Origin of the sequence: Thermococcus barophilus MP (assembly GCF_000151105.2) — an archaeon.
Lineage (GTDB): Archaea > Methanobacteriota_B > Thermococci > Thermococcales > Thermococcaceae > Thermococcus_B > Thermococcus_B barophilus.
In genome coordinates, this window is record NC_014804.1 from 1,792,032 (window position 1) to 1,813,669 (window position 21,638).

Here is a 21,638-nt window from a genome sequence, read left to right on the forward strand (position 1 = left end):
TTTAACGAGCTATTGATGGGGAGGTTTGAGGGGTCTCATTTAGACCCAAAACAAATTGGGTCTTCAACCCCTCGGGGAGGGTCTTCTCCCCATTACCCCTCACCTTGAAGGCTTTCAAACCCTCAAGGCTTGGGGTTATAGTTTTAACAACTTTCTTCAAGATATTGAAGGCACCAACTAAATCTGCGTTAAAGACAAGCCCCTCTGTGGGACACTTGAATAAACCCCTAACAAAACGAGCCCCATCATGGGGCTTCCCACAGAGGGGGCAAAGCTGAGAAGTGAAGGCCTCATCCACAAGAACAACTTTAATACCATACTCCTCAGCAACTTCCTTAAGCCGTTGAATCACCGTATTGAAACGCCACACGTGAGAAAGAATGAAATTCTGCTTTTTGCCCTTGTTAGAATTCCTTGCAATTTCCTTTGGATAGCCAATGATAATCCTCTTAACGCCCAAGTGGTAAAGTTTTTCAACTGTTTGCCTAACTGCAGTGTTAATGTAATGCTTGGCTTGGAGTTTAGCCTTCTCATGCATTCTTCTGAGCTTTCTACTCTTTTTACAGCCTGATTTGTTGATTTTAGACTGGTAATTGGCAATCTTCTTTTGCCAATAAAAAGCAATGCTTTTTAGCGGTCTTCCATTCACGAGAAAACTCTTACCATTTTCCACGTAAACAGCCATTAAATTGTTTATTCCTAAATCAATTCCAGCCGTTAAACTCCCCTTTGGTTCTCTTGGGACTTTAATCCAGCCTTTTTTGGACAGCTTCTCTTCAACAGTGAAACTCAAGTGAGCATACCACTTTCGCTTTACATCATCGTAAATGATTTCTAATCTCCCTTGCTTGCCCTTTAGATGGATTCTTCCTTTAAACTGACTTTCAGCCTCTTGAATTTTCCAAGACCCTTCAAAATTAGTTTGTTGCCTTCAATCCTGTATTGGTCATTCCTCAAAACTATTAGTGGTTTCCTCTTACCGTTTTCCTTCTGGTAGTTTGGTGGTTTTGGCTTCAACCATTTTGGCAGTTCTTTCCGCTTTTTGATTAGGGTGAAGAAGCTTTTCCAAGCTTCAGCATTCTTCCTGCAGATTTGCTGGACTGTTGCCGAGCCAATCTCACGCTTGTATTTCTCATAAACGATTTTTTCAGTCTTGTTAAAATCCACTGGCTCGTGATTAAAGAAGAGTTGTCTTCTGAGGTAATTTACCTCATTCCAGACTTTTGCTCCAGTGTCAGCTAACTCGAAAAGAATTTTCTCAACTTCTTTTGGAGCTTGGAGTTTAATCGTTACTGTTCGTTTCGTTGTTAACCCCTCAGTATTATGGTTTTGTTTGTGGTTTTTTAAAAAGAATTTGCTTTCCTACTCAAGAGCATGTTTTAGAATCCTTGCATCCCCTCCCTAAAGGGTGAGACTTTCAAAAGAAAAAAAAGTAAACGGATGAATACAAGAATTTCATTTTACAAAAACCAAAAACTTTATTAAACTCTGAAAGTCTAACTTTATGATTGACAAGAAAAAATTAGGGAGGTTAAAATGATGGAGGAAAAAGTTTCACTTACCACTCGACAAATCGAACTTTTAAGGAAGCTTTACAAAGAGGGCAAGACCATTGAGGTTCATACAGTTGAAAAAACTCAGGACGAGCTTGCAGAGGAGCTTGGAATTACAAGACAAGCACTTAGCAATCACCTTAAGGTCTTGAAGGAACTTGGCTATATAAGAACTGGAAGGGGCTTTATAGATCTTACAGGAAAGGCTTTAGAATTGCTTGGTGAAAGAAAAGGGGACGTTTTTGTCTTTGTTAAGATCGAGCCGACAAAGAGAAAGCATGTCTATGATGCAATAAGAAAGCTCAAAGTCAGGCGTATTTACAGGGTTACAGGAGACATTGACCTGATTGTTGAGGCAGATAAAACAAAACTTGACGAAATCCTTGAGGAAATTGCCTCCTTGGACGGGGTAAAAGAGACAATTACTCACGTCGTTCTTGAAACTCTCTGATTTTTTTATCTATAACTTTTCTCAGTTCTTCTATGTTTGTCCCAAATTTGGCAGATACTGGGACAAAAAGTTCTTTATAGTCTTCCCAAGTACCGCTTAGTCCAAATTTCTCTATCAGTTTGTTGATTGTCAGGCTTACATTTTTTATCTTATCAAGCTTGTTGACGGCAACTACTGTTGGAATATTAAGCTCCTGCAAGAACTGAAAGAACTCCACATCTATCGGTATTTCTCCCCTCCTTTCCCATCTTTCAATGATTTCTAAGGCACTTTTGCCATCAATGACCAACACTGCCACTTCGATTTCACCTGCATGTTCCTCAATAAACCGCACAATATCTGTTTTTATTCGCTCTTGGACATGTTTCGGAATCCCGCTCATGAAGCCAAAGCCTGGCATGTCGATTACCCTTTTATTTCTCCAAATAATTTCAATGGGCTTCCTTGTAACGCCGGGTTTCTTGCCCCTCTTCACCTTTTTTCCTGTGAGTCTGTAAATCAGCGTGCTTTTACCAACATTTGAACGTCCCACAAAGATTATCATTTTATCCCACCATATGGACTCAAATTTTCCTTTTTAAAGCTTGAGAACCAAAAATACTTAAGTATAAAACACCTCAAAAATATTTGGGTGGTTGTTATGGCTGAGCAACAGGGTCAGGCAAATCAGCTTGTTAATAAGTTCGTGGTCTCTCTTGTTGATGGAACGATACTTGGATACGTTACGGACATCAACGTTGAAGTTGAAGGGGATCAGTTTTATTTCATACTTCGAATGAAAGTCTTGGAAAACCTTGGTAAGACCGGAGAGTTTCACTCAGGAATGTTCTCTACAGAAAAGAAAATCAGAATTAGACCAAGTGACATAGTTAATGTTGGCGGGGATGTCATAATCCTTGGGGATGGTAAGGTTCCACCTCTCAGGGAAATTGAGCGTCTCCACCAGATAGCGACAGAATACAATACCCTTGTGAGAGAGCTTGAGCAAAAAGACATGATGATAAAAGAGCTTAAAGAAGAAAATAAACAGCTAAACAAGCAAATTGACGAGCTTATGAAAGAACTTAGAAGGCTCCAAGTGATAAAAGAGGATTTTGAGCATTTGAAAGAGCAACTGATAAAGCAGGAGGGGCAATTGGAAATGGCAAAAGAGTACATTCGGCTTCTTGAGGGACTTAGGCACGACATCGATCAAATAAAAGCAGATGTTGAAAGATTGGTCAAAGGCTATCTTGAAGATGCCGTGAGAAGGATAATCAATGAGGAGCTAAATGCAAGGGGTCTAAAGAAAACCCTGCTTTAGCCAAGGAGCTGAGTTCCAAACACGTGTAAAAGTATCTCAATCGCTATGAATATCAGCACAAGGGCAATTGCTCCTCTTGGGCTTATCTTTATTGCCTTTGTATCTTCATCAAAGAATCTCATTAAACCTGCACCGGTTGGCGGAAGAGTTGTTTTCTCTTTTGCCATATTCTCACCTCTTGTGTTTTGCTACTTGTGTGGATATATAAAAAAGTTTTGCTTAGAAACCTTTTTAAATGCACCAAATCAATGGCATTCGGATAAGGGGCAACCCAATGAATCCCGCTAATGAAGATTTGAGAGGTGGGAGGAAATGGTTACGTTTAAGCTTGTGATCTCCGATCCAAAGAGCGGGATTGCAAAGCAAGTTGAGATTAGCGGTGCAGAAGCAGAAAAGCTGATCGGTAAAAGAATAGGTGACGAGATTTCAGCGAAAGAACTAAATCTTGACTTAAGTGCAATCTTCGGAAAAGAAATTCCAGCAGATGCAAAGCTCCTCATTAGAGGAGGAACTGATAAAGATGGCTTTCCAATGAGGCCAGATGTCCACGGACCGAGAAGAGTTAAGATTTTGCTTTCAAAGGGTCCAGGCTTTAGACCCAAGGAAAAAGGCGAGAGAAGGAAGAAGACAGTGAGGGGCAATACTATTAGTCCTGAGATTGCTCAAATTAATGTTAAGTTAATCTACTGATTTTCTTTGCTTTTGCCTTTAATTTCCTTTGGCACTTTTTGTGGTAAGGTTAATAAAGGATTCTCCCATTTTATTTTTGGAGGCGAGAGCCATGGCAAAGAAGAAGTTTAAACAATCTGAGGTTAATATAGGGATGGTTGGTCACGTTGATCATGGTAAAACGACACTAACTAAAGCTTTAACTGGAATCTGGACGGATACTCACAGTGAAGAGCTGAGAAGAGGCATCACGATTAAAATAGGCTTTGCTGATGCTGAAATTAGAAGGTGTCCAAGCTGTGGGAGATATTCAACTTCTCCAATCTGCCCATACTGTGGAGCTGAAACAGAATTTGAGAGGAGAGTTTCGTTCATTGACTCCCCGGGTCACGAGGCTTTGATGACCACGATGCTCGCTGGGGCTTCTCTAATGGATGGTGCAATTTTAGTTATAGCGGCAAACGAACCCTGTCCAAGGCCGCAGACAAGGGAGCATTTAATGGCACTTCAAATTATTGGAAACAAGAACATAATAATTGCCCAGAACAAAATTGAGCTTGTTGATAAGGAGAAAGCCTTGGAGAACTACAGGCAGATTAAGGAGTTTATCAAAGGGACAGTTGCCGAAAATGCTCCAATAATCCCAATTTCAGCTCTGCATGGGGCGAACGTTGATGTTCTTATAAAGGCAATTGAAGATTTCATACCAACCCCAAAGAGGGATCCCAATAAGCCTCCAAAGATGCTTGTTTTAAGGAGCTTTGACGTCAACAAGCCAGGAACTCCTCCAGAAAAGCTTATCGGTGGCGTTATTGGAGGATCAATAGTCCAAGGAAAGCTCAAAGTTGGGGATGAGATTGAAATAAGACCTGGTGTGCCTTATGAAGAGCATGGAAGGATAAAATATGAGCCAATAACGACTGAAATTGTTTCTCTTCAAGCTGGAGGAAGGTTTGTCGAGGAGGCTTATCCTGGCGGATTGGTGGGAGTAGGAACAAAGCTTGACCCGTTCCTAACCAAAGGAGACCTGATGGCAGGAAATGTCGTTGGGAAACCTGGGAAGTTGCCGCCAGTATGGGAGGAGCTCCGCCTTGAAGTTCACCTCTTAGAGAGAGTCGTTGGGACGGAGCAAGAGCTTAAAGTTGAGCCGATAAAGAAGAGAGAAGTTCTACTCTTAAACGTTGGAACAGCGAGAACTATGGGTCTCGTCACTGGACTTGGGAAAGATGAGATTGAACTCAAACTCCAGATTCCAGTGTGTGCAGAAGTAGGAGAAAGAGTTGCAATAAGCAGACAAGTCGGTTCAAGATGGCGTTTGATTGGCTATGGATTCATCAAAGGCTGATTTTTTCTTAATTTTACTTTGCGGTGAGCTTAATGAGAAAGGCCTGGCTTGTTGTTCCCGACACAAACTTTCTTTTAATCCCCGGTCAGTTTGGTGTTGATATAATCGGCGAGCTTAATCGAATTCTCGATGTTAAGTTCGAGATTGTTGTCCCAAACATAGTTTTGGATGAACTCAACGTTATAGAGGGCAAAGCCAAAGGAAAAGACCTTATGGCTGTTAGAATGGCTAAAAAGCTCGCTGAGAGGTTTAAGGTTGTTGAAATTGGAAAATTTGGGGAAAAACCGACTGATGAGCAGATATTTGAATTTGCTGTGAAAAACTCCAATATAGTTGTCTGTACGAACGATAAGCTCCTTAAAAAGAAGCTCAGGGAAAGAGGAATCCCCGTTGTTTATCTCAGACAAAAGAAGATTCTTGAGCTTGAAGGTATGCTGGAATAGCGACAACTTTAAAAGCTAACTCTTAAAGCTAAATGCAGAAAAACTTTTAGGTTAGTTGGTAAAAGGTTTGAGAGGTGGTAAAGATGAATCCGTTCCACGATTTGGAGCCAGGACCAGAGGTTCCAGAAGTTGTTTACGCATTGATTGAGATTCCAAAGGGAAGCAGAAACAAGTACGAGCTTGATAAAAAAACAGGTTTAATAAAGCTTGATAGAGTTCTTTACAGCCCATTCCACTACCCAGTTGATTACGGAATCATTCCACAGACATGGTATGATGACGATGACCCATTTGATATCATGGTTATCATGAGAGAACCCACTTATCCTGGAGTTCTAATAGAGGCAAGACCAATCGGACTGTTCAAGATGATTGACAGCGGAGACAAGGACTACAAAGTCTTGGCAGTCCCAGTTGAGGATCCATACTTCAACGACTGGAAAGACATTGATGATGTTCCAAAGGCATTCTTAGATGAGATAGCTCACTTCTTCAGGAGATACAAGGAGCTGCAAGGAAAGGAGATCATCGTTGAGGGTTGGGAAAACGCCGAGAAAGCAAAGCAGGAAATCTTGAGGGCTATTGAGATTTACAAAGAGAAATTCGGGAAGAAGGGGTGATCTCTTTCTTTTTATCTTTCAAAATTAATTCAAAAGCAGGAGGTAGCGGGATGTACAAGCTTTTGACAGTTAAAGATGTTGTGAGAATTCCCCCAAGGATGTTTACAATGGATCCAAAAGAAGCCGCAAAAATAGTTCTGAGAGAGACTTATGAAGGAATTTATGATAAGGATGAGGGAGTTATTTTAGCAGTTCTTGATGTTCATGAGGTTAGTGAGGGGGTTATCGTCCCTGGGGACGGTGCAACTTATCACGAAGTCGTTTTTGATGTTCTCGTGTGGAAGCCCGAGATGCATGAGGTTGTTGAGGGAGAAGTTGTTGATGTTGCCCCTTACGGTGCTTTCATAAGAATTGGGCCAATGGATGGTCTTGTTCACATTTCACAGCTTATGGACGATTATGTGGTCTTTGATGAAAAGAATAAGCAGTTCCTTGGAAAGGAGAAGAAATACCTTCTCAAGCTTGGCGATGAAGTCAGGGCAAGGATAATCGCCATCAGCGTTAAGAGCAGGATAATCAGAGAGAACAAGATTGGTCTAACAATGAGGCAACCCGGTCTTGGAAAATTTGAGTGGATTGCAAAAGAAAAGCGTAAAGGTGAGGCTGGATGAAGGAAAGAGCCTGCAGGCACTGCCACTACATCACAACCGAGGACAGATGTCCAGTCTGTGGGAGCAGGGATCTAAGCGATGAGTGGTTTGACTTAGTTATAATCATGGACGTTGAGAATTCAAAGATAGCACAAAAGTTAGGCGTGAAAGTTCCGGGGAAGTATGCTATAAGGGTCAGATAAAGATGTGCAGAGAATTTTACTTTAAACTTCCTTTTTCCCTTAGAAGTGAACTTAAAAAGCCATTGGGTGAGTTAGTTAGGGGTGAACTTCCCCGCCCTTATATTTTGGTAAAAGAAAAGCTTGAAAAAGCTCCTTATCTCATTACCGTTGGAGATGTTGTCACGGAAAATGTTTTAAAGCTCGGCATAAAGCCCAGTGTGGCAATATACGACCATAAAACTGAGCGGAATGAATATAATCCGGAGATCGAGTTCGGTGCTGTAATCTTGACAGCCAACAATCCACCGGCAACCATAACGAAAGCTTTATTAAATGCTATCCGAAAATCCATCGAGCTTGCCAAGAGAGGTTTAAATGTTTACATTAAAGTTCATGGTGAGGAAGATTTAGCCGCGATTCCCGCGGTGCTTTATGCTCCTTTCAATGCGTTGGTTGTTTATGGTCAGCCCAAAGAGGGCATAGTGCTTATAAAGGTAACACCGGAATGTAAGCGTAGATGCGCTGAGATATTGCGTAAGATGGAGGTGGTTTACGATGGAGATTAGAGTTACTGAAATTAAGGAGAACAAGCTCCTTGGGAGAAAGGAGATTTACTTCGAGATTATCCATGAAGGAGAACCAACACCCTCAAGGAAAGATGTAAAGGGGAAACTCGTTGCAATGCTTGATTTAAACCCAGAGACAACGGTTATCCAGTATATTAGGTCTTACTTTGGTAGCAGGGTTTCAAAGGGCTACGCAAAGGCTTATGAGAGCAAAGAGAGAATGTTCTACATTGAGCCTGAGTATATTCTAATTAGAGACGGTTTAATTGAGAAGAAGGAGGGAGAATGATGGGGCAGAAATGGAAGCTCTATGAAGTTAAGGATGGCAAAGTTGTAAGAAAAAACAAGTACTGCCCAAGATGCGGTCCTGGAGTTTTCATGGCAAACCACAAGGATAGATGGGCATGTGGAAGATGTGGCTATACTGAGTGGAAGAAGTGATTTCTTTTCTCTAAATTTCTATTGTGATTAGAATGGCATTTTTTTACTATAAAGGTATTAAACTAAAGCTCCATTCCCAGGTTTATGAGCCTGCTGAAGATACTTTTCTGTTAGCTGAGAATTTGAAGATTAGAGAAGGCGACATCGCTTTGGACGTGGGTACTGGGACTGGAATAATAGCCTTGTTAATGGCAAAAAAAGCAAAATTTGTTCTTGGAGTTGACATTAACCCAATAGCTGTTGAATTGGCAAAAGAGAATGCAAGAATTAATGAAATAAAAAATGTTGAGTTCCGTGTAAGCGATTTGTTTGAAAACGTTGAAGGGAAATTTGACATAATAACTTTTAATTCTCCCTATCTGCCAGGAGAAGCTGGGGAGTTAAAAGAACCAATTGACTTAGCCTTAATCGGTGGGAAAAGAGGAAGGGAAGTACTTGATAGGTTCATCAGCCAAGTTAAAGATTACCTAAAGCCAAATGGGATAGTTCAAGTAGTTCAATCATCAATAACGGGTGTTGAGGATACCATAGAAAAGTTCACAAAATTGGGTTTTAGCGTAGAGATTACCGCAAAAAAGAGGTACTTCTTTGAAGAAATCCTTGTTATTACAGCTAAGCTAAATGAATCCTCTTAACTTCTTGGATGAATTTTACTTTTGGCTTGCTTTCATGTTCATAGTCCTCTTCAAAGAGCTCAACTTCAAATTCTTTTTCACGTGTTTTGATGATTAAAGTCGGTTTCATATGACTCAACATGGATACAACTAATCCCCATTAGTTTTTAAGCTTTTTTGTTAATCGCCGAATTATTTTTCGACGATAAAATACTCGGAGCTTATGAGGTTAAATGACCAGAGTTGTGTTGCAAAAATTTTTAAACGCATCTTTTTACTCCCTCTTGGGTGAGCCTAAGGTGGAAAATGTGAAACCCAACATGCCTGAGGAAATTGCGAGATTATTCAAGAAGCAGCATTACGCTCTTGTTGGCAGACACAGCGGGGTCAAACTGTGTCATTGGCTAAAGGAGAGTATAAAGCACAATAGGGTTTGTTACAAGCAGAAGTTTTATGGTATTCACTCTCACCGCTGCCTGCAGATGACGCCGGTTTTGGCATGGTGCACTCACAATTGTGTATTCTGTTGGCGTCCAATGGAAGGCTTTTTAGGAACAGAGTTACCAAAGCCTTGGGATGATCCAGCGTTCATTGTTGAGGAGAGCATAAAAGCGCAGAGAAAGCTGTTAAGTGGATTCGGTGGGATAAAGGACAGGATAAATGTTAAGAAATACGAAGAGGCTCAAGAGCCTAAGCATGCCGCCATTAGCTTATCTGGAGAACCGACATTATATCCCTATATCGGAGATTTGGTTGAGGAATTTCATAAGAGAGGGTTTACAACGTTCATTGTGACAAATGGGACCGTCCCTGAAGCAATAGAGCAGATGAAAAAGGAAGGAAAGCTGCCAACACAGCTCTATGTTTCCTTAACAGCCCCAGATATTGAGACATACAACAGAGTAAATATCCCAATGATTCCAGATGGGTGGGAGAGAATAATCAAAACCCTTGAATTAATGCGAGATCTGCCTACAAGAACCGTAATAAGGCTGACCCTTGTCAAAGGTGAAAACATGCACAACCCAAAGGGTTATGCAGAGCTAATCATGAAAGCCAAACCAATGTTCGTTGAAGCCAAGGCGTACATGTTTGTGGGGTTTTCAAGAAACCGCTTAACGATAAACAACATGCCTAAACACGAAGAAATAAAAGCCTTTGCTGAAGAGCTTGTAAAATACCTGCCTGGCTATCACATTGAGGATGAATACCAGCCAAGCAGGGTAGTGCTAATAATGAGGGACGACATAAGCAAAGAAGAGCGCTTCATAAAACATTAGCCTTGCTGAGTAAACTTTATTTGTTCTTAACCTTATTTTTGGAAAAAGCTTATTTATTTTAGGGAGACATTACTATGTTAGGGGTGCTGGACGATGAAGAAACGTGCATTATCACTTATGTTGGTCATTTTCATTATAACTTCCTACGGACTTGTGGGAGCAAAGCCAATCTTAGACGGTTCTGTTGAGTTTTTAACAAAAACAAAGAATCTGGCTAATACAACACAAGAGATAAGCTTGGTGTTACTCGCACTAACATCTGCTCAGGGGAAAGTGGATTATAATCTCATTGAAAACATAACTTACATTGCCAATATACTGGTCTCATGGCAGAATCCCGATGGTGGGTGGGGGTATTTCAAAGGTAGTGTGAGTAATGTTGTTGATACCTCCTATGCGGTTATCGCACTGAGTAAGGTGCTCCATCTTTATGAGAAAGGTACTCCCGAATATTCAAAAATCTTCCACGCACTGGATGATGGCATTTCATTTCTGCTGAGTTCTTATTCAGGCAGCGGTTGGGGGTATGTTCCTAAGACAGAACCAGAGTTTTATCCAACAGTCATGGCAATTTGGGCTTTGGGAGAGAATGGCTTTAGGGTGGATCATCCCTACATCAAAAGGTCTCTCAGCTACATAGCTAATGTGGAGGAATATGGTATTGATAAATATAAAGCGTTGGCTTTGGAGTTGTTGGCTTTTAAGAGTGTGGGAAAAGACATTGATACAAACCTGGTAGGGGAGATAAAGAAGGCACTCGAATCGGAGAACCTAAGTGTAAGTGACAGGGCTCTGCTTACCTATGCTCTTGTGGATTATGAAGATGTTAACTTTGATGTCGCTAAAGCGCTCTTAATTTTGGAATCTTTAAAGAAAGGACAGTCCACATTCTACTGGAGTGATGAGCCAAAACTGTTTTCTCAGGCACATCTGTTTGAAGCTTCCTCCTATGCAGCGCTGAGTTTTGCATTAATAAGTGACAAGCTGAGCCAGGGGCTGGAAAACCCCTTTAAAACTTCCTGTGAGGCTTTGAAAAGTGCTCAAAATCCTGATGGTGGCTGGAGCTATTATTATGGTTTTCCATCTAATGAGAAGGCAACATACTATACACTAAAAGCTCTTAAATTATGCTATTTCAGAGACCCAAGCATTGAAAAAGGATTGAAGTGGGTAAGGGCAAAATACGAAGAAGACAAGTTAATTGCAAGGAAGAACAAGGAAATATATTCGCCCTATGTTTATGCTCTTCTGACACTTCTTGAATTTAACATGCTGAATGAAACAGAAAAAGATGAAAACATTAAACTTATAGAAAGTATTCAGCTTGATACAGGAAAGTGGGGGGACTTTTTGGGTCCTCAGCCTTATGATACTGCCTTGGCAATTAAGGCACTCCTTGCCCTTGGGGTTCCATCGAATAGTACCGAAATTCAAAGAGCAAAGAACTGGCTGCTTTCTATCTCAAAGACAGGATGGGGAACTTATGTGGATACCGGATTCTATTCCTACATGCTCCCCCCTGAGGTTTCTGTTACACTTGAAGTCCTTGAAGCTTTGGCACCAATTTCAACAAAAGACGAGCTGGAGCCTCATCTCAAATGGCTCCTTGAACAAAGAACGGAAGATGGGGGATGGGCAAATATAAGGGAACACTACTTGATTGGAGTATTCCAGTATAAAGAAAAGCCAACAATTGAGCTCACAATAAGAGCTGCAGAACTATTAGCGGAATTTGGGTATGATTACCGGGAGGATGTTCTGAATTGGCTTATGGATAAAAAGCACGGAGGTCTATGGGGAGATACAGTTGTTGATTCTGCATTAGCTACACAATTCCTCTCACAGTTTAAGTTTATACCCAAGATCAACCTCTATGATGTGATAAGACTAATCCCAGAGCAGAAGTTTTATGTGGTTTACACTGATGATAGGAACTTAACGGCCCAACAAATAAAAGCGTCTATCGACAAACTTTTCGAAACCAATACGACTGTTGAAAAGTTCCAAGGATTTGGAGATGCAAACTACATAGTGCTATCGGACTTCGGAGAGTTTAACATCAAGGATTATAACCCCTATGTGAAGCTTGAAGTGGACAATGAAACAATTCACATCAATGGAGAAGAATACAGCATTAAGAATACAGTTGTATTGATTCCAGGAAAGACTGAAACGGGCTACATACTCTTTGTTTTCTATGAAAAAGGTCTTGATGATGTTGTAGCCAAGATATTTGATTCCGGTTTGGTGAAGTACCTCAAAGGCGATGCATTGGTTGTGACCTATAAGGACAAGAACCATGATGGGGTTGTTGATTTAGATGAGCTGACTGTGAAGTTCTTGAGGTGATTAAATCGTGAGGGCTTTAATAATAGGGATTGGGCAGTGTGGGACTAAGATAGCAGACTTGTTTGCATTAGTTGACTTTGAGGCTATAGCGATAAACACATCGAAAAGTGATCTGGAATACCTGAAACATATTCCCCAAGAGCGCAGGATACTCATTGGGGAAAGCCTAACTGGAGGGAAAGGTGTAAATGCGAATCCAGTATTAGGCAGGGAAGCTATGAAGCGGGACTTATCTTTGGTCATGAGAAAGATGAATTCAGTAATCGGATATGAGGATGTTGACATATTCTTCTTAACATTTGGCTTTGGAGGAGGCACCGGGGCAGGAGGGACGCCAGTTTTAGCTGAAGCCCTCAAGGAGGAATACCCGGACTCTCTTGTTGTGGCTATAGGTGCATTGCCTCTGAAAGAAGAGGGGATAAGACCAACTATAAATGCAGCAATAACAATTGACAAGCTCTCAAAGTTTGCCGATTCAATAATTGCAATAGATAACAACAAGCTAAAAGAAACGGGGATGGACATAAGCGGGGCATATGAAAAGATAAACTATACAATAGTTGAGCGCATCGCCTCACTTTTGGCTTTAATTGATGTTCCTGGTGAGCAGACACTGGATGCCAGTGATTTGAAATTTGTACTTAAAGCCTTTGGTAGCTTTGCTACAGTTGGCTATGCAAAAGCAGAGGCGAATAAAGTCAAAAACCTCTCCCGTTTAATCCTCAAATCTTTTGAGAATGAGGGCCTTTACCTTGATGCAAACATAGAGTCCGCTCTATATGGATTGGTAGCAATTCATGGACCACCAGAACTTTTGAAAGCAAATGAGATATTCGAGGCATTGGATTATCTCGCCCAGAAAATTAAAGGAAAGCAGATATTCAGAGGATTTTATCCTGATCCGAGAGAAAGGGAGGTCGAGGTAGTAACCCTTCTTAGCGGGATATATGAAAGTAAAAGCATAGAGGACATTATTTTGACAGCTAAGCGTTATGCTCAGTCTTTTATTAAGGCAAAAGAAGAAGCAGAAGTGAGAAAAAGAGAGCTCTTATCTGGTTTACCAGATTTTGATGACCTTTATCCTGGTGAGATAAATGAGTGATGTAGTAAAAGATTCAGTTGAGGTTGCACTTGAACTTAATGAAAAGGAAGTTTACTCCCACATAGCCCACGAAAGTGCCGAGGATATCATCAGGATAATATCATCTCTTGATGCAGAGAGGGCAAAAAACAGAGGTGAGGTCATCTACTATCAAGATGATTGGGATGACTTAATTAGGCAGAGAATACAAAAAGGAAAGCGCCACACAGCTTTTGATTTCTACAATCCGGCTTTGTTAAATATTTGGGAAGCTAAGGTAAAATATCTGAAAAAAGTCAGAAACTATGTAAAATTAGCAATGTTGGGCATATTGGCGTTTCTGGCAGTAACAATAATTTTGTCTTTCTTTTTTGATACTCCATGGTTTTTAGTTGGAGTTAGTGCTCTTCCACTGTTGATATTCTTCCATTCATATAGGAAAGAAAAACTTGACTTTGCATATTATCAACTTACGCAGTTCTTCATAGATGAGCTTAGGGAGCTTGTTCTTAAACATCAGTTGGATAGCACAAGGTACAAGTTTAAAATATTCAGCTATGATTATTTTGGAATTCTGACAAGGAAAATAGGTTCAAGTATCTTTGCAATAGTCAAAACTGGGGAGAATATGACCAATACTGAATGAAAATTGTTAAATACTGCTTTAGAACCTAAATAATAGTAGGAGTGGGAAATATGAAGAAGGCGCAGATTTCATTGGAGTTCATGTTGATATTTGGTATACTGCTTATCCTGCTGGCGTATTCCATTAATAATATAACTTTCAGTCAGAAGTCACAGTCAAATGAATTACTTCGTGTTCAGGTCAGCTTAGAAGCCAAAAGCCTCGCAAATTCAATTTCAAACACAATTTCTCAAGTTTATGCTCAGGGGCCAGGCTCCAAGGCAACCTCTTACATCACTCTGAGATACCTCAGGGATGAAAATTACCTGAAAAAATCATTTAATCTAAGTGGAAGTCCAGAGATATTTATAACGTATCTCAATGGAACTTATGTTGGGATAGTTGATACTGCTAATAACAGCCTTGTAACGAGCGGGGCTGGAAAAAACACTTTCTGGAGCCAGTCATTATATAGAACTGATCTTACGGGAAGTGCAGGGTTTACTCCGAGTGGAACTGCTATCTATAATGGAAACATAGTTAATGGCATTTTAATTGCAAATCCAGCCCAGCTTCCAACGACTCTTGTAATTATTGTTGAGTGGATTCCAGGAAATGGAAACACTTGGGTGCTTGATATGACAGCCGGTGAGCTTAGAATAACCATAGATCCTGGTGGGTGAAAATGAAAAGAGGGCAATTAAGCCTCGACCTCCTCTTTGCGGTCTTGCTGATAATAGTAACTTTGACAAACCTTACATATTTGGCTACCAGTGAAATCAGCCATGCTGAAAGCTTTGATACCTTCACAAAGGTTAGGCTATTCTCCTCTACGTTGGTGGATCATAGTGCTAAGGTTTATGCAATCGGAGAGGGTTATAAGGTGAGGGAAGTTGCTCCAGACTTAAATGGTGGTACAATTAGGGTTGTTTTTGATGGTGCAACAAATAAAATAATAGTAAACGCAACTGTTAATGGAAGGAGTTTCTGGATTGTTAAAAATTCTACAGTGCCGTTGTCCACTTCCAGTGTGAACTTAACCAGCGGTGAAGAATTCTGGATTACTGCTTATTACAACACAACTGAAGGGATGCTCTATGTTAAGGTCGAAAAATAAAGCCCAAACTGCCCTTGAGATGATGTTTATTGCGAGTATAATATTGATTGGAATTGCATTAGTTGTTCCATCTTATTTTGAGGAGAATAAGGATATGACAATTGTCTCTTACGTTAGAGCTTCAGCTTCTCGTGCGTGTGATTATTTAAATATGGGCGTGTTAACAGATGATCCGAGATACTCCCCTTTGAATTCTGCTCTTGAAACATTGAATGGGCTTAATCCAAATTTAAGAGTTCTTAAAATTGAAACTTCACAAATCAATGATACTATAACGATTACCGTTGTCTTAACGACCCCCTACTCTGCTATAAATAATGAGACCTTGGCATCCGCAGTTGAGAACTTTATAGTGAGAGACTTAAATATGACAACAAACTTAATTCTCTCAAATGGGACATTGTTTTATGGGGATACTGCAGTGAATATTGCTGTGAGGGTAGAGGGATGAGGAGAGGTCAGCTCCTATCCATAGATGCGCTGCTTTCACTTGTAATTGTCGTTATGGTCGTTGGGGTAGTTATAAATACAAATGATATGATAAAAGCTGAAATCACGAATTTGGTTGAATGGTACGACAGAGCAAATGTTGCCAATAACATGCTGGATATCCTAACAAAAAGTCCGGGGTATCCTAAGGATTGGGATATCACTAATGCCCCAATTAGAGTTCTTGGTTTAGTTTCTTCCAATTATCCTCCGTCTCTGGCTTATAACAAAATATTGGGGCTTAAAGAAAGAATTCAAGATGGAGACCCATCAGTTATAGATAGCTTAAGAAATCTAAGCTCTGGAAATGATTTTATGTTTGAGATATATCTCAGAAAATATTCAATTAGCACAAGTGGATTTCCAATCACTGGGATCTATATTATTGTTGGAGCACCGAATAACAATGTTAATTTTAGGCTTTCAGACAGTGGAAATTCGCCTTTTGATGTTGTTTGTGGTTCTGTAACACTTAATGGAGAACCTCTCTCATCATCTGCTGGAAACATCCTACTCGACCTAACCCCTGGTGACGTTGTTGAATTTATACCTCTTGAAACAGTTTATGTATACTCCAGAGGGAGTCTTTTAGGAACAATTCCTCCCAACGCCGTTGTAACTGTTGAGGTTATTGATGTGGGATCAAACTTACAGTTAAGATACAATGCAGCAACATGTCAGCTTCAGTTCACTGGAATTGGAAGGGTTTATGTTCAAGTTAAGGCTTATGCTCCTCAAGATGTCAACTTAACATATGATTTTACACCTGTTTCCAATGTAACAGAACCAGTCCTTAGAATAATTATGATAAATGGTACAATTTATGCTCCAAACGGCACTCTGTATACATATAATGACGCCCTGAGTTCGATGAATAATTCTCAATGGATTGAAGTCGCAGAAAGATCACTATCAATGGTGAAGAAGGTTTATAAAAGCAACCTAACATTAACTTCAGCTTTCAGTGGAGTGGAACCCATAATAATAGGAAAATTGAAGCTTGAAATACCCAACTATGCCTATTTGAACGTGACGTTGATAGGTACTGAGGCGAATGCATCATTTTTGGCTGTAAATGGAGATTCTATTGTTGGTGTATTTGCATATAAATCTGGAAACATAACCGAAGCTGTGATCGTCGAGAACGGCACAATAGTGAAGAAATATTCTGGCTCAAAGGGAAATGTTATGATACCATTGAAGGATATCTTTCCGGAGGTTAACATAGCGGAACTTTACATAACATCTTTTGAAGGAACTGAACTTTTTATCAATACTACTTGGAACTTGGGAGTTATACTGGAGCCAAGGGTAGAGTCGTGTAGACTAAAGCTTTGGGTGTGGGATGAGAGATGAGAAGGCGGGGATTTGTATTAACATTGGATGCCTTACTGTCACTGCTTTTGATAATGATATTTGTGTCCACGATAGCTGTCATAGAGAACAATGTCGGTACATACACGACGTATATGAGAGAGCAAGAAAAGTACATAGCGGAGGATACACTAACCCTTTTAAGAAGTACCAGTTTAAAAGAACTCGTACCTCCACAAAAAATCCAAGAATGGCTTGCTGACGGGACTCTAAATACCACCCTTGTTTCTCCAGATATGTCACCGTTGGATATTGTATCGACATATTGGGCCACCGAACTTATATATCCTTCCGCAAATCTAAGACATAAAGCTGAGATAATCCTTGGATACGTCCTTAATAGGACTTTGATGGGATATAACTACGAGCTTATGATAAACAACTATACGAGCCCATATTTGAGAAAAACCGGGAGCAACTCTTCAAGAGTTCCAAACATATCACCTGCCACACTTATTTTAAGCGGCTATGCTTACAATCAGACCCCGAGAGGGTATATGGCAAGGGCGTACCTGACAAAGGCTACATACAGAAGACAGGAAATAATCGGCATACAGAGGGTTTTGGCATACTGTGGAGTATCTAATACGTTTAGAGTGGAGGCTCCAATTCGTTTGCCTGATGATGCTTCGATTAATAGTGCAGACATTAGACTGGTTGCAAGGACTTCTGCTCAATATTCCTACTTCGAGCTAAATAATGTGACACTCCCATTGGGAACGTCTGACATAACCAATATCTTACACGGGGGATTAAACGTTCTGGAAGCCACCTTTACACCGGCATCTTGGTACTGTTACGAAATGGGATTTGGAAGCGGTTCAACTCTCTTTGCAGACTATACAACAAATAGTCTAAGTGTAGAAGATCCCGCCACGAGATATGGTGAGCTATATCAGCTTGAGAGTGACAGAACGGGAATCTACTATTTAAATGCTCTTTTCGTACCAGGCAACATAACGGAGATAAATATTCACTTGGAAACTGAGGGGGTAAGAGATATAAGAATTTATTATAGCTATGGGTCATATCACTATGAGCTTGTTCACAAAACTGTTCCCACCACAGGCAGGCAGATAGTTGATATAACAAACTCTGAAATCGTATCTGCCTTAGCATCCTATGGATTTACATATGAGAATCTGAGCCGAACCTATTTCAAGCTGATAATAGCGCTTGACTCTTGGTGGGATGAATCTCAAAGAAGATTTGTGTATGACACTACTCCAAGGAGGAGAATACTTTATGGATATGGAGCTTCCAGAATAGAGATTAAGTACATTCCACGGGTTCTGGTAACTCAATATTCGATACCTCTGTCAATTTTTATTGATTATAATGACATTACATACAACGGGCCATGTTATGGGGTTAGATGTGCCGAGATGACATTTGATTATACTCTTCCAGAAAATGCAAAACCATGGTACGTGGATATATGGACTGCTATTCAATTTACAACATTTACTCCAGACGCTACCATGACGCTTTCTGAAAATGGTTATACGTTCTACGACTATTACCCAGACATATATTTGATAAGGGTAGCATACACCCGACTAACTGACACCATGATGGTTCCTGGGCGTACAAATACATTCAGGGCATACAGTACCGATGCTTATCAGTTTGGATTCAGAGAGGGAGAAAGTAGGGGGGTTGTTAACTATTTCATAGAAGGATATGCTGGTTATGGGGATGTATTTCCCCAGCTTCTCCAAGGATACCCCCGATATAAAGGATATAACCTCACGTATTGGTATTATGATGGTTCAAGTACTTATCAGCGACAAATATTGATCGGAGACCCTCCTTATAAGCTGATTACAGTTGATGATCTGGATCCTCAAAGGTATGCTGTTGACGATGCGATACTAAGGCTTTTCAATAATCTCAACTATATCAACGATGTAAATCCAGATGACTGGAAAACATCTCCATACGATGGATCTCAAAATAATCCGATAGATGTGGACTTACCTGAGGGTGTTAAGATAGCATTTGCCTCGATGGGAGAGATACCCGGGTTATTCAAACCTATCACAATAACCTTAAGAGTATGGAGGGAGCAATAATGAAGAGGAGGGGCTTTTTCTTAAATTCTGTAGTTCTCTTGCTCCTGATTCCTCTGCTTTTGCTTTTGGCTACTTATGAGGATGTTTCCTCTCAAGTTATTCAAGCTCAGAGTGTAAGAACCCAAGCCGAAAGAACGTATAGAGTTGCCTCTTTTTTGGAGTTGGATTTTCAAAAAGCTCTGGAAATTTCTGGAAAAAGGGCGATTATCACGATCATTGATTATGTATCTGTGACAGGAGACTTTATCTCTCCCACTTACATGGTAAACAATACGATAAGGGATTTAATTCTTGAGGGCACATCTCCAAGTTTAATTGGCTATGATCCAAATAGAGTTATGAGGGGACAGAGTCTTAGAAGATGGCTCCTCAACATCAGTGCTGATTTAAGGGATCAGGGATTTAACATCAGCCCCTCCATTGATGAAATACTGAACTCTATGGAGATTACAGTTGCTCCTTTGGACTCCTTCAGGGTAGTTATAAAAGCCAGGATACCCAACATAACAATACGGGATGTCTCAGGCAGGATAGTTTATACCGGAGCGATCCCAAGTAATGGGGGTTATATTTACTCAATAGTTGATGTTCAGAATCTTGAAGATCCTATATTTTCTGCAATGACTGGTGGTAGATATTACAGATCAATTAGGGCATGTCCATATTCTTTCCCAGAGCTTTTAGATAAGCCAATTAAAGTTTTAGAGGGGAATGGGAGTAGCACCGTTGATCATTTTGTGGAAGAGTTTTCAAGAACGGTTGATCCAGATAGAATATACTTTGGAGATTATTATCCTGGAACGGGAGCAGCGGCGTATGTTTTGTTAAATAATCCAGAACAGAATGTCACCGAACCTATTGTTTTTAACACAACATTAAATGGAAGAAGAACTTCTCCCTTAGAGGTTTTCAATGAAGGAGATATGGGCGTGTTGGTCTTTGGAAACGTAAGCGGAGCGGGTGGAACAGGAACAGCGACAAGTTGGTGTTCACTTTTGGAATACAGATTAAATGTGACAATACAAAACAGAATTAATCAAGAGTTAAAAAACTTTCAAGTTCCAATTACTATTGACAGCACAACTCTCCCCGACCCTGCTTTGACAACGTTCTTCAGAACTGCAGACAGCGATGGAGACAACATTCCAATTATTGAGTTCTATGATGAAAACTGCAATCCGATGAACTTCTGGGTGGAGAAATGGGATACCAATACCAAACAAGCTGTGATCTGGGTCAATGTTACTATTCCTGCGAACTCTCAGATAACTATTGCAATATACTTTGATTCAAATGGAGTAGAGACACTTGGAGATCCAGATAAAGTGTTTGATTTCTATGATGATTTTGAGGGAAGCTCTTTGGATACAACAAAATGGACAACAAATACAAATCAATATTCACTTGAAAATGGGCTCATTAAGATGTGGGGAAACTGGAACAACCAGTACTACATAAATACTCTCAAGAGTTTTGCTCCAAATGTGATTATTGAAGGCGTTTGGAGGCTTGGAGGGTATACATATTGGAGAGGTCGAAGAATATTTAGTTATGATACTGACTTAACAATAGGTCTTGTTCCTTCAGAAACCTCTACTTGGTTAGATGATTCTGCCATTTATGCATGGTATGATGGGTATGACTATAACTTGAATCCTTGGAACTACAAAACATTAAGAATATATGGGAGTTACATCCCCAATCTACAACAAATACAATCTACAGATTGGCAGAATTTTGAAATTATCTACACTAACACTCAAATACAATTTTGGGATTCTTATACAAACACTTGGCTAATTGGAAGTGTATATCCCCCTCTATCAAGCTTCCATTTGCAGATTGCGGCAGATACTGACTCAGATACAAGATATGGATATATCGACTGGATACGTGTTCGCAAATATGCACCAACTCCTCCTACTGTCATGATATCCCAAAATATAGAAACAAAACCCTCATCCACAACAACGGCTACAACAACATCAAGTGCAAGAGCCTATGATATCCAACCTTTTATAGACTGTATTATGGATCAGCGATATTTTGGCATTTACAATGCCCCATCTTTCTTTGAAAGACTCGAGGGAAGCACAATTAATCATGCTGCATATGAAGCCTTAGCTCACCAGTTACAGGATGAGCTCGGGGTTAAGTATGGAAGTCAGTATTACCCAATTGGACTGGTCAGTTTCATGATACCAGATCCCACATATGATCAGAAACTCTTTGATCTCTTCAATACCCTGGGACTCTCTATAGAGGAAGGACAAACGAGCTTTGACTATTATTTCCTCCAATATTACTTCAAAGGAGGAGCAAAAGTAACTGGTTATAGAATGTGGGGAGTTTCCCAAGGAGTTACTTCTCAGGGAGATTTGAGCAGTGTGCCATTTTTCATAGATAATCAAACAGCTGTAGCCATATTTGGAGTCCAGGGGGCTCAGGATTTACTTCAGAGGTGAAATCAA

General features: G+C 40.2%; 25 protein-coding genes and 1 pseudogene. 22 read left to right on the forward strand and 4 right to left on the reverse strand.

The window, feature by feature from the left end:
- Nucleotide 1: 1 nt before the first annotated feature.
- A pseudogene (locus tag TERMP_RS09930) lies at nt 2-1,254 on the reverse strand (RNA-guided endonuclease InsQ/TnpB family protein).
- Between the two features lie 282 nt (nt 1,255-1,536).
- On the opposite strand from TERMP_RS09930, the gene TERMP_RS09935 reads away from it, so the two are divergent.
- Nucleotides 1,537-2,004, forward strand: coding sequence for an Lrp/AsnC family transcriptional regulator (locus tag TERMP_RS09935; protein ID WP_048159846.1), 468 nt, complete (start codon nt 1,537-1,539; stop codon nt 2,002-2,004).
- On the opposite strand, the gene engB is transcribed toward TERMP_RS09935, so the two are convergent.
- Nucleotides 1,976-2,548 carry a GTP-binding protein EngB gene (engB, locus tag TERMP_RS09940; RefSeq protein ID WP_013468275.1) on the reverse strand — a complete coding sequence of 191 codons (573 nt, stop codon included), beginning with the start codon at nt 2,546-2,548 and terminating at the stop codon, nt 1,976-1,978. The genes TERMP_RS09935 and engB overlap by 29 nt on opposite strands.
- A 96-nt stretch (nt 2,549-2,644) precedes the next feature.
- Here engB and TERMP_RS09945 point away from each other — a divergent pair, with 96 nt between their 5' ends.
- Nucleotides 2,645-3,307 (forward strand): hypothetical protein, encoded by a 663-nt coding sequence (locus TERMP_RS09945; RefSeq protein WP_013468276.1) that lies wholly within the window; start codon nt 2,645-2,647, stop codon nt 3,305-3,307.
- Here TERMP_RS09945 and TERMP_RS09950 read toward each other — a convergent pair.
- Nucleotides 3,304-3,474, reverse strand: a complete 171-nt coding sequence (locus tag TERMP_RS09950; RefSeq protein WP_013468277.1) for a preprotein translocase subunit Sec61beta — start codon at nt 3,472-3,474, stop codon at nt 3,304-3,306. The genes TERMP_RS09945 and TERMP_RS09950 overlap by 4 nt on opposite strands.
- Before the next feature lie 145 nt (nt 3,475-3,619).
- Here TERMP_RS09950 and TERMP_RS09955 point away from each other — a divergent pair, with 145 nt between their 5' ends.
- The 10 genes from TERMP_RS09955 to TERMP_RS10000 all read left to right on the forward strand — a co-directional run bounded on the left by TERMP_RS09955 (nt 3,620) and on the right by TERMP_RS10000 (nt 8,798).
- Nucleotides 3,620-3,997 carry a 30S ribosomal protein S6e gene (locus TERMP_RS09955; RefSeq protein ID WP_013468278.1) on the forward strand — a complete coding sequence of 126 codons (378 nt, stop codon included), beginning with the start codon at nt 3,620-3,622 and terminating at the stop codon, nt 3,995-3,997.
- 91 nt (nt 3,998-4,088) lie between these two features.
- Nucleotides 4,089-5,321, forward strand: coding sequence for a translation initiation factor IF-2 subunit gamma (gene eif2g / locus TERMP_RS09960; protein ID WP_013468279.1), 1,233 nt, complete (start codon nt 4,089-4,091; stop codon nt 5,319-5,321).
- Between the two features lie 32 nt (nt 5,322-5,353).
- Nucleotides 5,354-5,764, forward strand: a complete 411-nt coding sequence (locus TERMP_RS09965; RefSeq protein ID WP_013468280.1) for a type II toxin-antitoxin system VapC family toxin — start codon at nt 5,354-5,356, stop codon at nt 5,762-5,764.
- 83 nt (nt 5,765-5,847) lie between these two features.
- Entirely contained in the window at nt 5,848-6,384 is a 537-nt protein-coding gene (locus TERMP_RS09970; protein WP_013468281.1) for an inorganic diphosphatase, read from the forward strand.
- Nucleotides 6,385-6,434: 50 nt separating this feature from the next.
- Nucleotides 6,435-6,995 carry a DNA-directed RNA polymerase gene (locus TERMP_RS09975; protein ID WP_013468282.1) on the forward strand — a complete coding sequence of 187 codons (561 nt, stop codon included), beginning with the start codon at nt 6,435-6,437 and terminating at the stop codon, nt 6,993-6,995.
- On the forward strand, nt 6,992-7,177 hold the full coding sequence (gene spt4 / locus TERMP_RS09980; protein ID WP_013468283.1) for a transcription elongation factor subunit Spt4: 186 nt from the start codon (nt 6,992-6,994) through the stop codon (nt 7,175-7,177). Before TERMP_RS09975 ends, spt4 begins: the two co-directional genes overlap by 4 nt.
- Nucleotides 7,178-7,179: 2 nt before the next feature.
- On the forward strand, nt 7,180-7,722 hold the full coding sequence (locus tag TERMP_RS09985) for a GTP-dependent dephospho-CoA kinase (protein WP_013468284.1): 543 nt from the start codon (nt 7,180-7,182) through the stop codon (nt 7,720-7,722).
- Nucleotides 7,712-8,011 carry a 30S ribosomal protein S24e gene (locus TERMP_RS09990; RefSeq protein WP_013468285.1) on the forward strand — a complete coding sequence of 100 codons (300 nt, stop codon included), beginning with the start codon at nt 7,712-7,714 and terminating at the stop codon, nt 8,009-8,011. The genes TERMP_RS09985 and TERMP_RS09990 overlap by 11 nt, the downstream gene beginning before the upstream one ends.
- Nucleotides 8,011-8,163: a 30S ribosomal protein S27ae gene (locus tag TERMP_RS09995; protein WP_042682877.1), complete on the forward strand. Its 153-nt coding sequence runs from the start codon at nt 8,011-8,013 to the stop codon at nt 8,161-8,163. Before TERMP_RS09990 ends, TERMP_RS09995 begins: the two co-directional genes overlap by 1 nt.
- Nucleotides 8,164-8,195: 32 nt before the next feature.
- Nucleotides 8,196-8,798 (forward strand): HemK2/MTQ2 family protein methyltransferase, encoded by a 603-nt coding sequence (locus tag TERMP_RS10000; RefSeq protein WP_013468287.1) that lies wholly within the window; start codon nt 8,196-8,198, stop codon nt 8,796-8,798.
- Here TERMP_RS10000 and TERMP_RS11555 read toward each other — a convergent pair.
- Nucleotides 8,776-8,919 (reverse strand): hypothetical protein, encoded by a 144-nt coding sequence (locus TERMP_RS11555; RefSeq protein ID WP_158304570.1) that lies wholly within the window; start codon nt 8,917-8,919, stop codon nt 8,776-8,778. The genes TERMP_RS10000 and TERMP_RS11555 overlap by 23 nt on opposite strands.
- Nucleotides 8,920-9,097: 178 nt before the next feature.
- On the opposite strand from TERMP_RS11555, the gene twy1 reads away from it, so the two are divergent.
- The 10 genes from twy1 (at nt 9,098) to TERMP_RS10050 (ending at nt 21,632) form a co-directional block, all read left to right on the forward strand.
- A complete protein-coding gene (gene twy1, locus TERMP_RS10005; protein WP_048159997.1) occupies nt 9,098-10,057 on the forward strand; it encodes a 4-demethylwyosine synthase TYW1 in 960 nt (319 codons plus the stop codon).
- 93 nt (nt 10,058-10,150) lie between these two features.
- Nucleotides 10,151-12,406, forward strand: coding sequence for a prenyltransferase/squalene oxidase repeat-containing protein (locus TERMP_RS10010; RefSeq protein WP_013468290.1), 2,256 nt, complete (start codon nt 10,151-10,153; stop codon nt 12,404-12,406).
- A gap of 7 nt (nt 12,407-12,413) precedes the next feature.
- Entirely contained in the window at nt 12,414-13,508 is a 1,095-nt protein-coding gene (locus TERMP_RS10015) for an FtsZ/tubulin family protein (protein WP_013468291.1), read from the forward strand.
- The gene (locus TERMP_RS10020; RefSeq protein ID WP_013468292.1) at nt 13,501-14,133 is read left to right on the forward strand and encodes a hypothetical protein; all 633 of its coding nucleotides are present in this window, start codon (nt 13,501-13,503) and stop codon (nt 14,131-14,133) included. The genes TERMP_RS10015 and TERMP_RS10020 overlap by 8 nt, the downstream gene beginning before the upstream one ends.
- A gap of 50 nt (nt 14,134-14,183) precedes the next feature.
- Entirely contained in the window at nt 14,184-14,795 is a 612-nt protein-coding gene (locus tag TERMP_RS10025) for a class III signal peptide-containing protein (protein ID WP_013468293.1), read from the forward strand.
- 2 nt (nt 14,796-14,797) lie between these two features.
- Nucleotides 14,798-15,229, forward strand: coding sequence for a hypothetical protein (locus tag TERMP_RS10030; protein WP_013468294.1), 432 nt, complete (start codon nt 14,798-14,800; stop codon nt 15,227-15,229).
- Complete coding sequence (locus tag TERMP_RS10035) at nt 15,210-15,680, forward strand: hypothetical protein (protein ID WP_048159847.1); 471 nt, start codon at nt 15,210-15,212, stop codon at nt 15,678-15,680. The genes TERMP_RS10030 and TERMP_RS10035 overlap by 20 nt, the downstream gene beginning before the upstream one ends.
- On the forward strand, nt 15,677-17,074 hold the full coding sequence (locus tag TERMP_RS10040) for a hypothetical protein (protein ID WP_013468296.1): 1,398 nt from the start codon (nt 15,677-15,679) through the stop codon (nt 17,072-17,074). The genes TERMP_RS10035 and TERMP_RS10040 overlap by 4 nt, the downstream gene beginning before the upstream one ends.
- Nucleotides 17,071-19,167 carry a hypothetical protein gene (locus TERMP_RS10045; protein ID WP_013468297.1) on the forward strand — a complete coding sequence of 699 codons (2,097 nt, stop codon included), beginning with the start codon at nt 17,071-17,073 and terminating at the stop codon, nt 19,165-19,167. Before TERMP_RS10040 ends, TERMP_RS10045 begins: the two co-directional genes overlap by 4 nt.
- Complete coding sequence (locus TERMP_RS10050; RefSeq protein ID WP_081452218.1) at nt 19,152-21,632, forward strand: DUF2341 domain-containing protein; 2,481 nt, start codon at nt 19,152-19,154, stop codon at nt 21,630-21,632. The genes TERMP_RS10045 and TERMP_RS10050 overlap by 16 nt, the downstream gene beginning before the upstream one ends.
- Nucleotides 21,633-21,638: the final 6 nt, after the last annotated feature.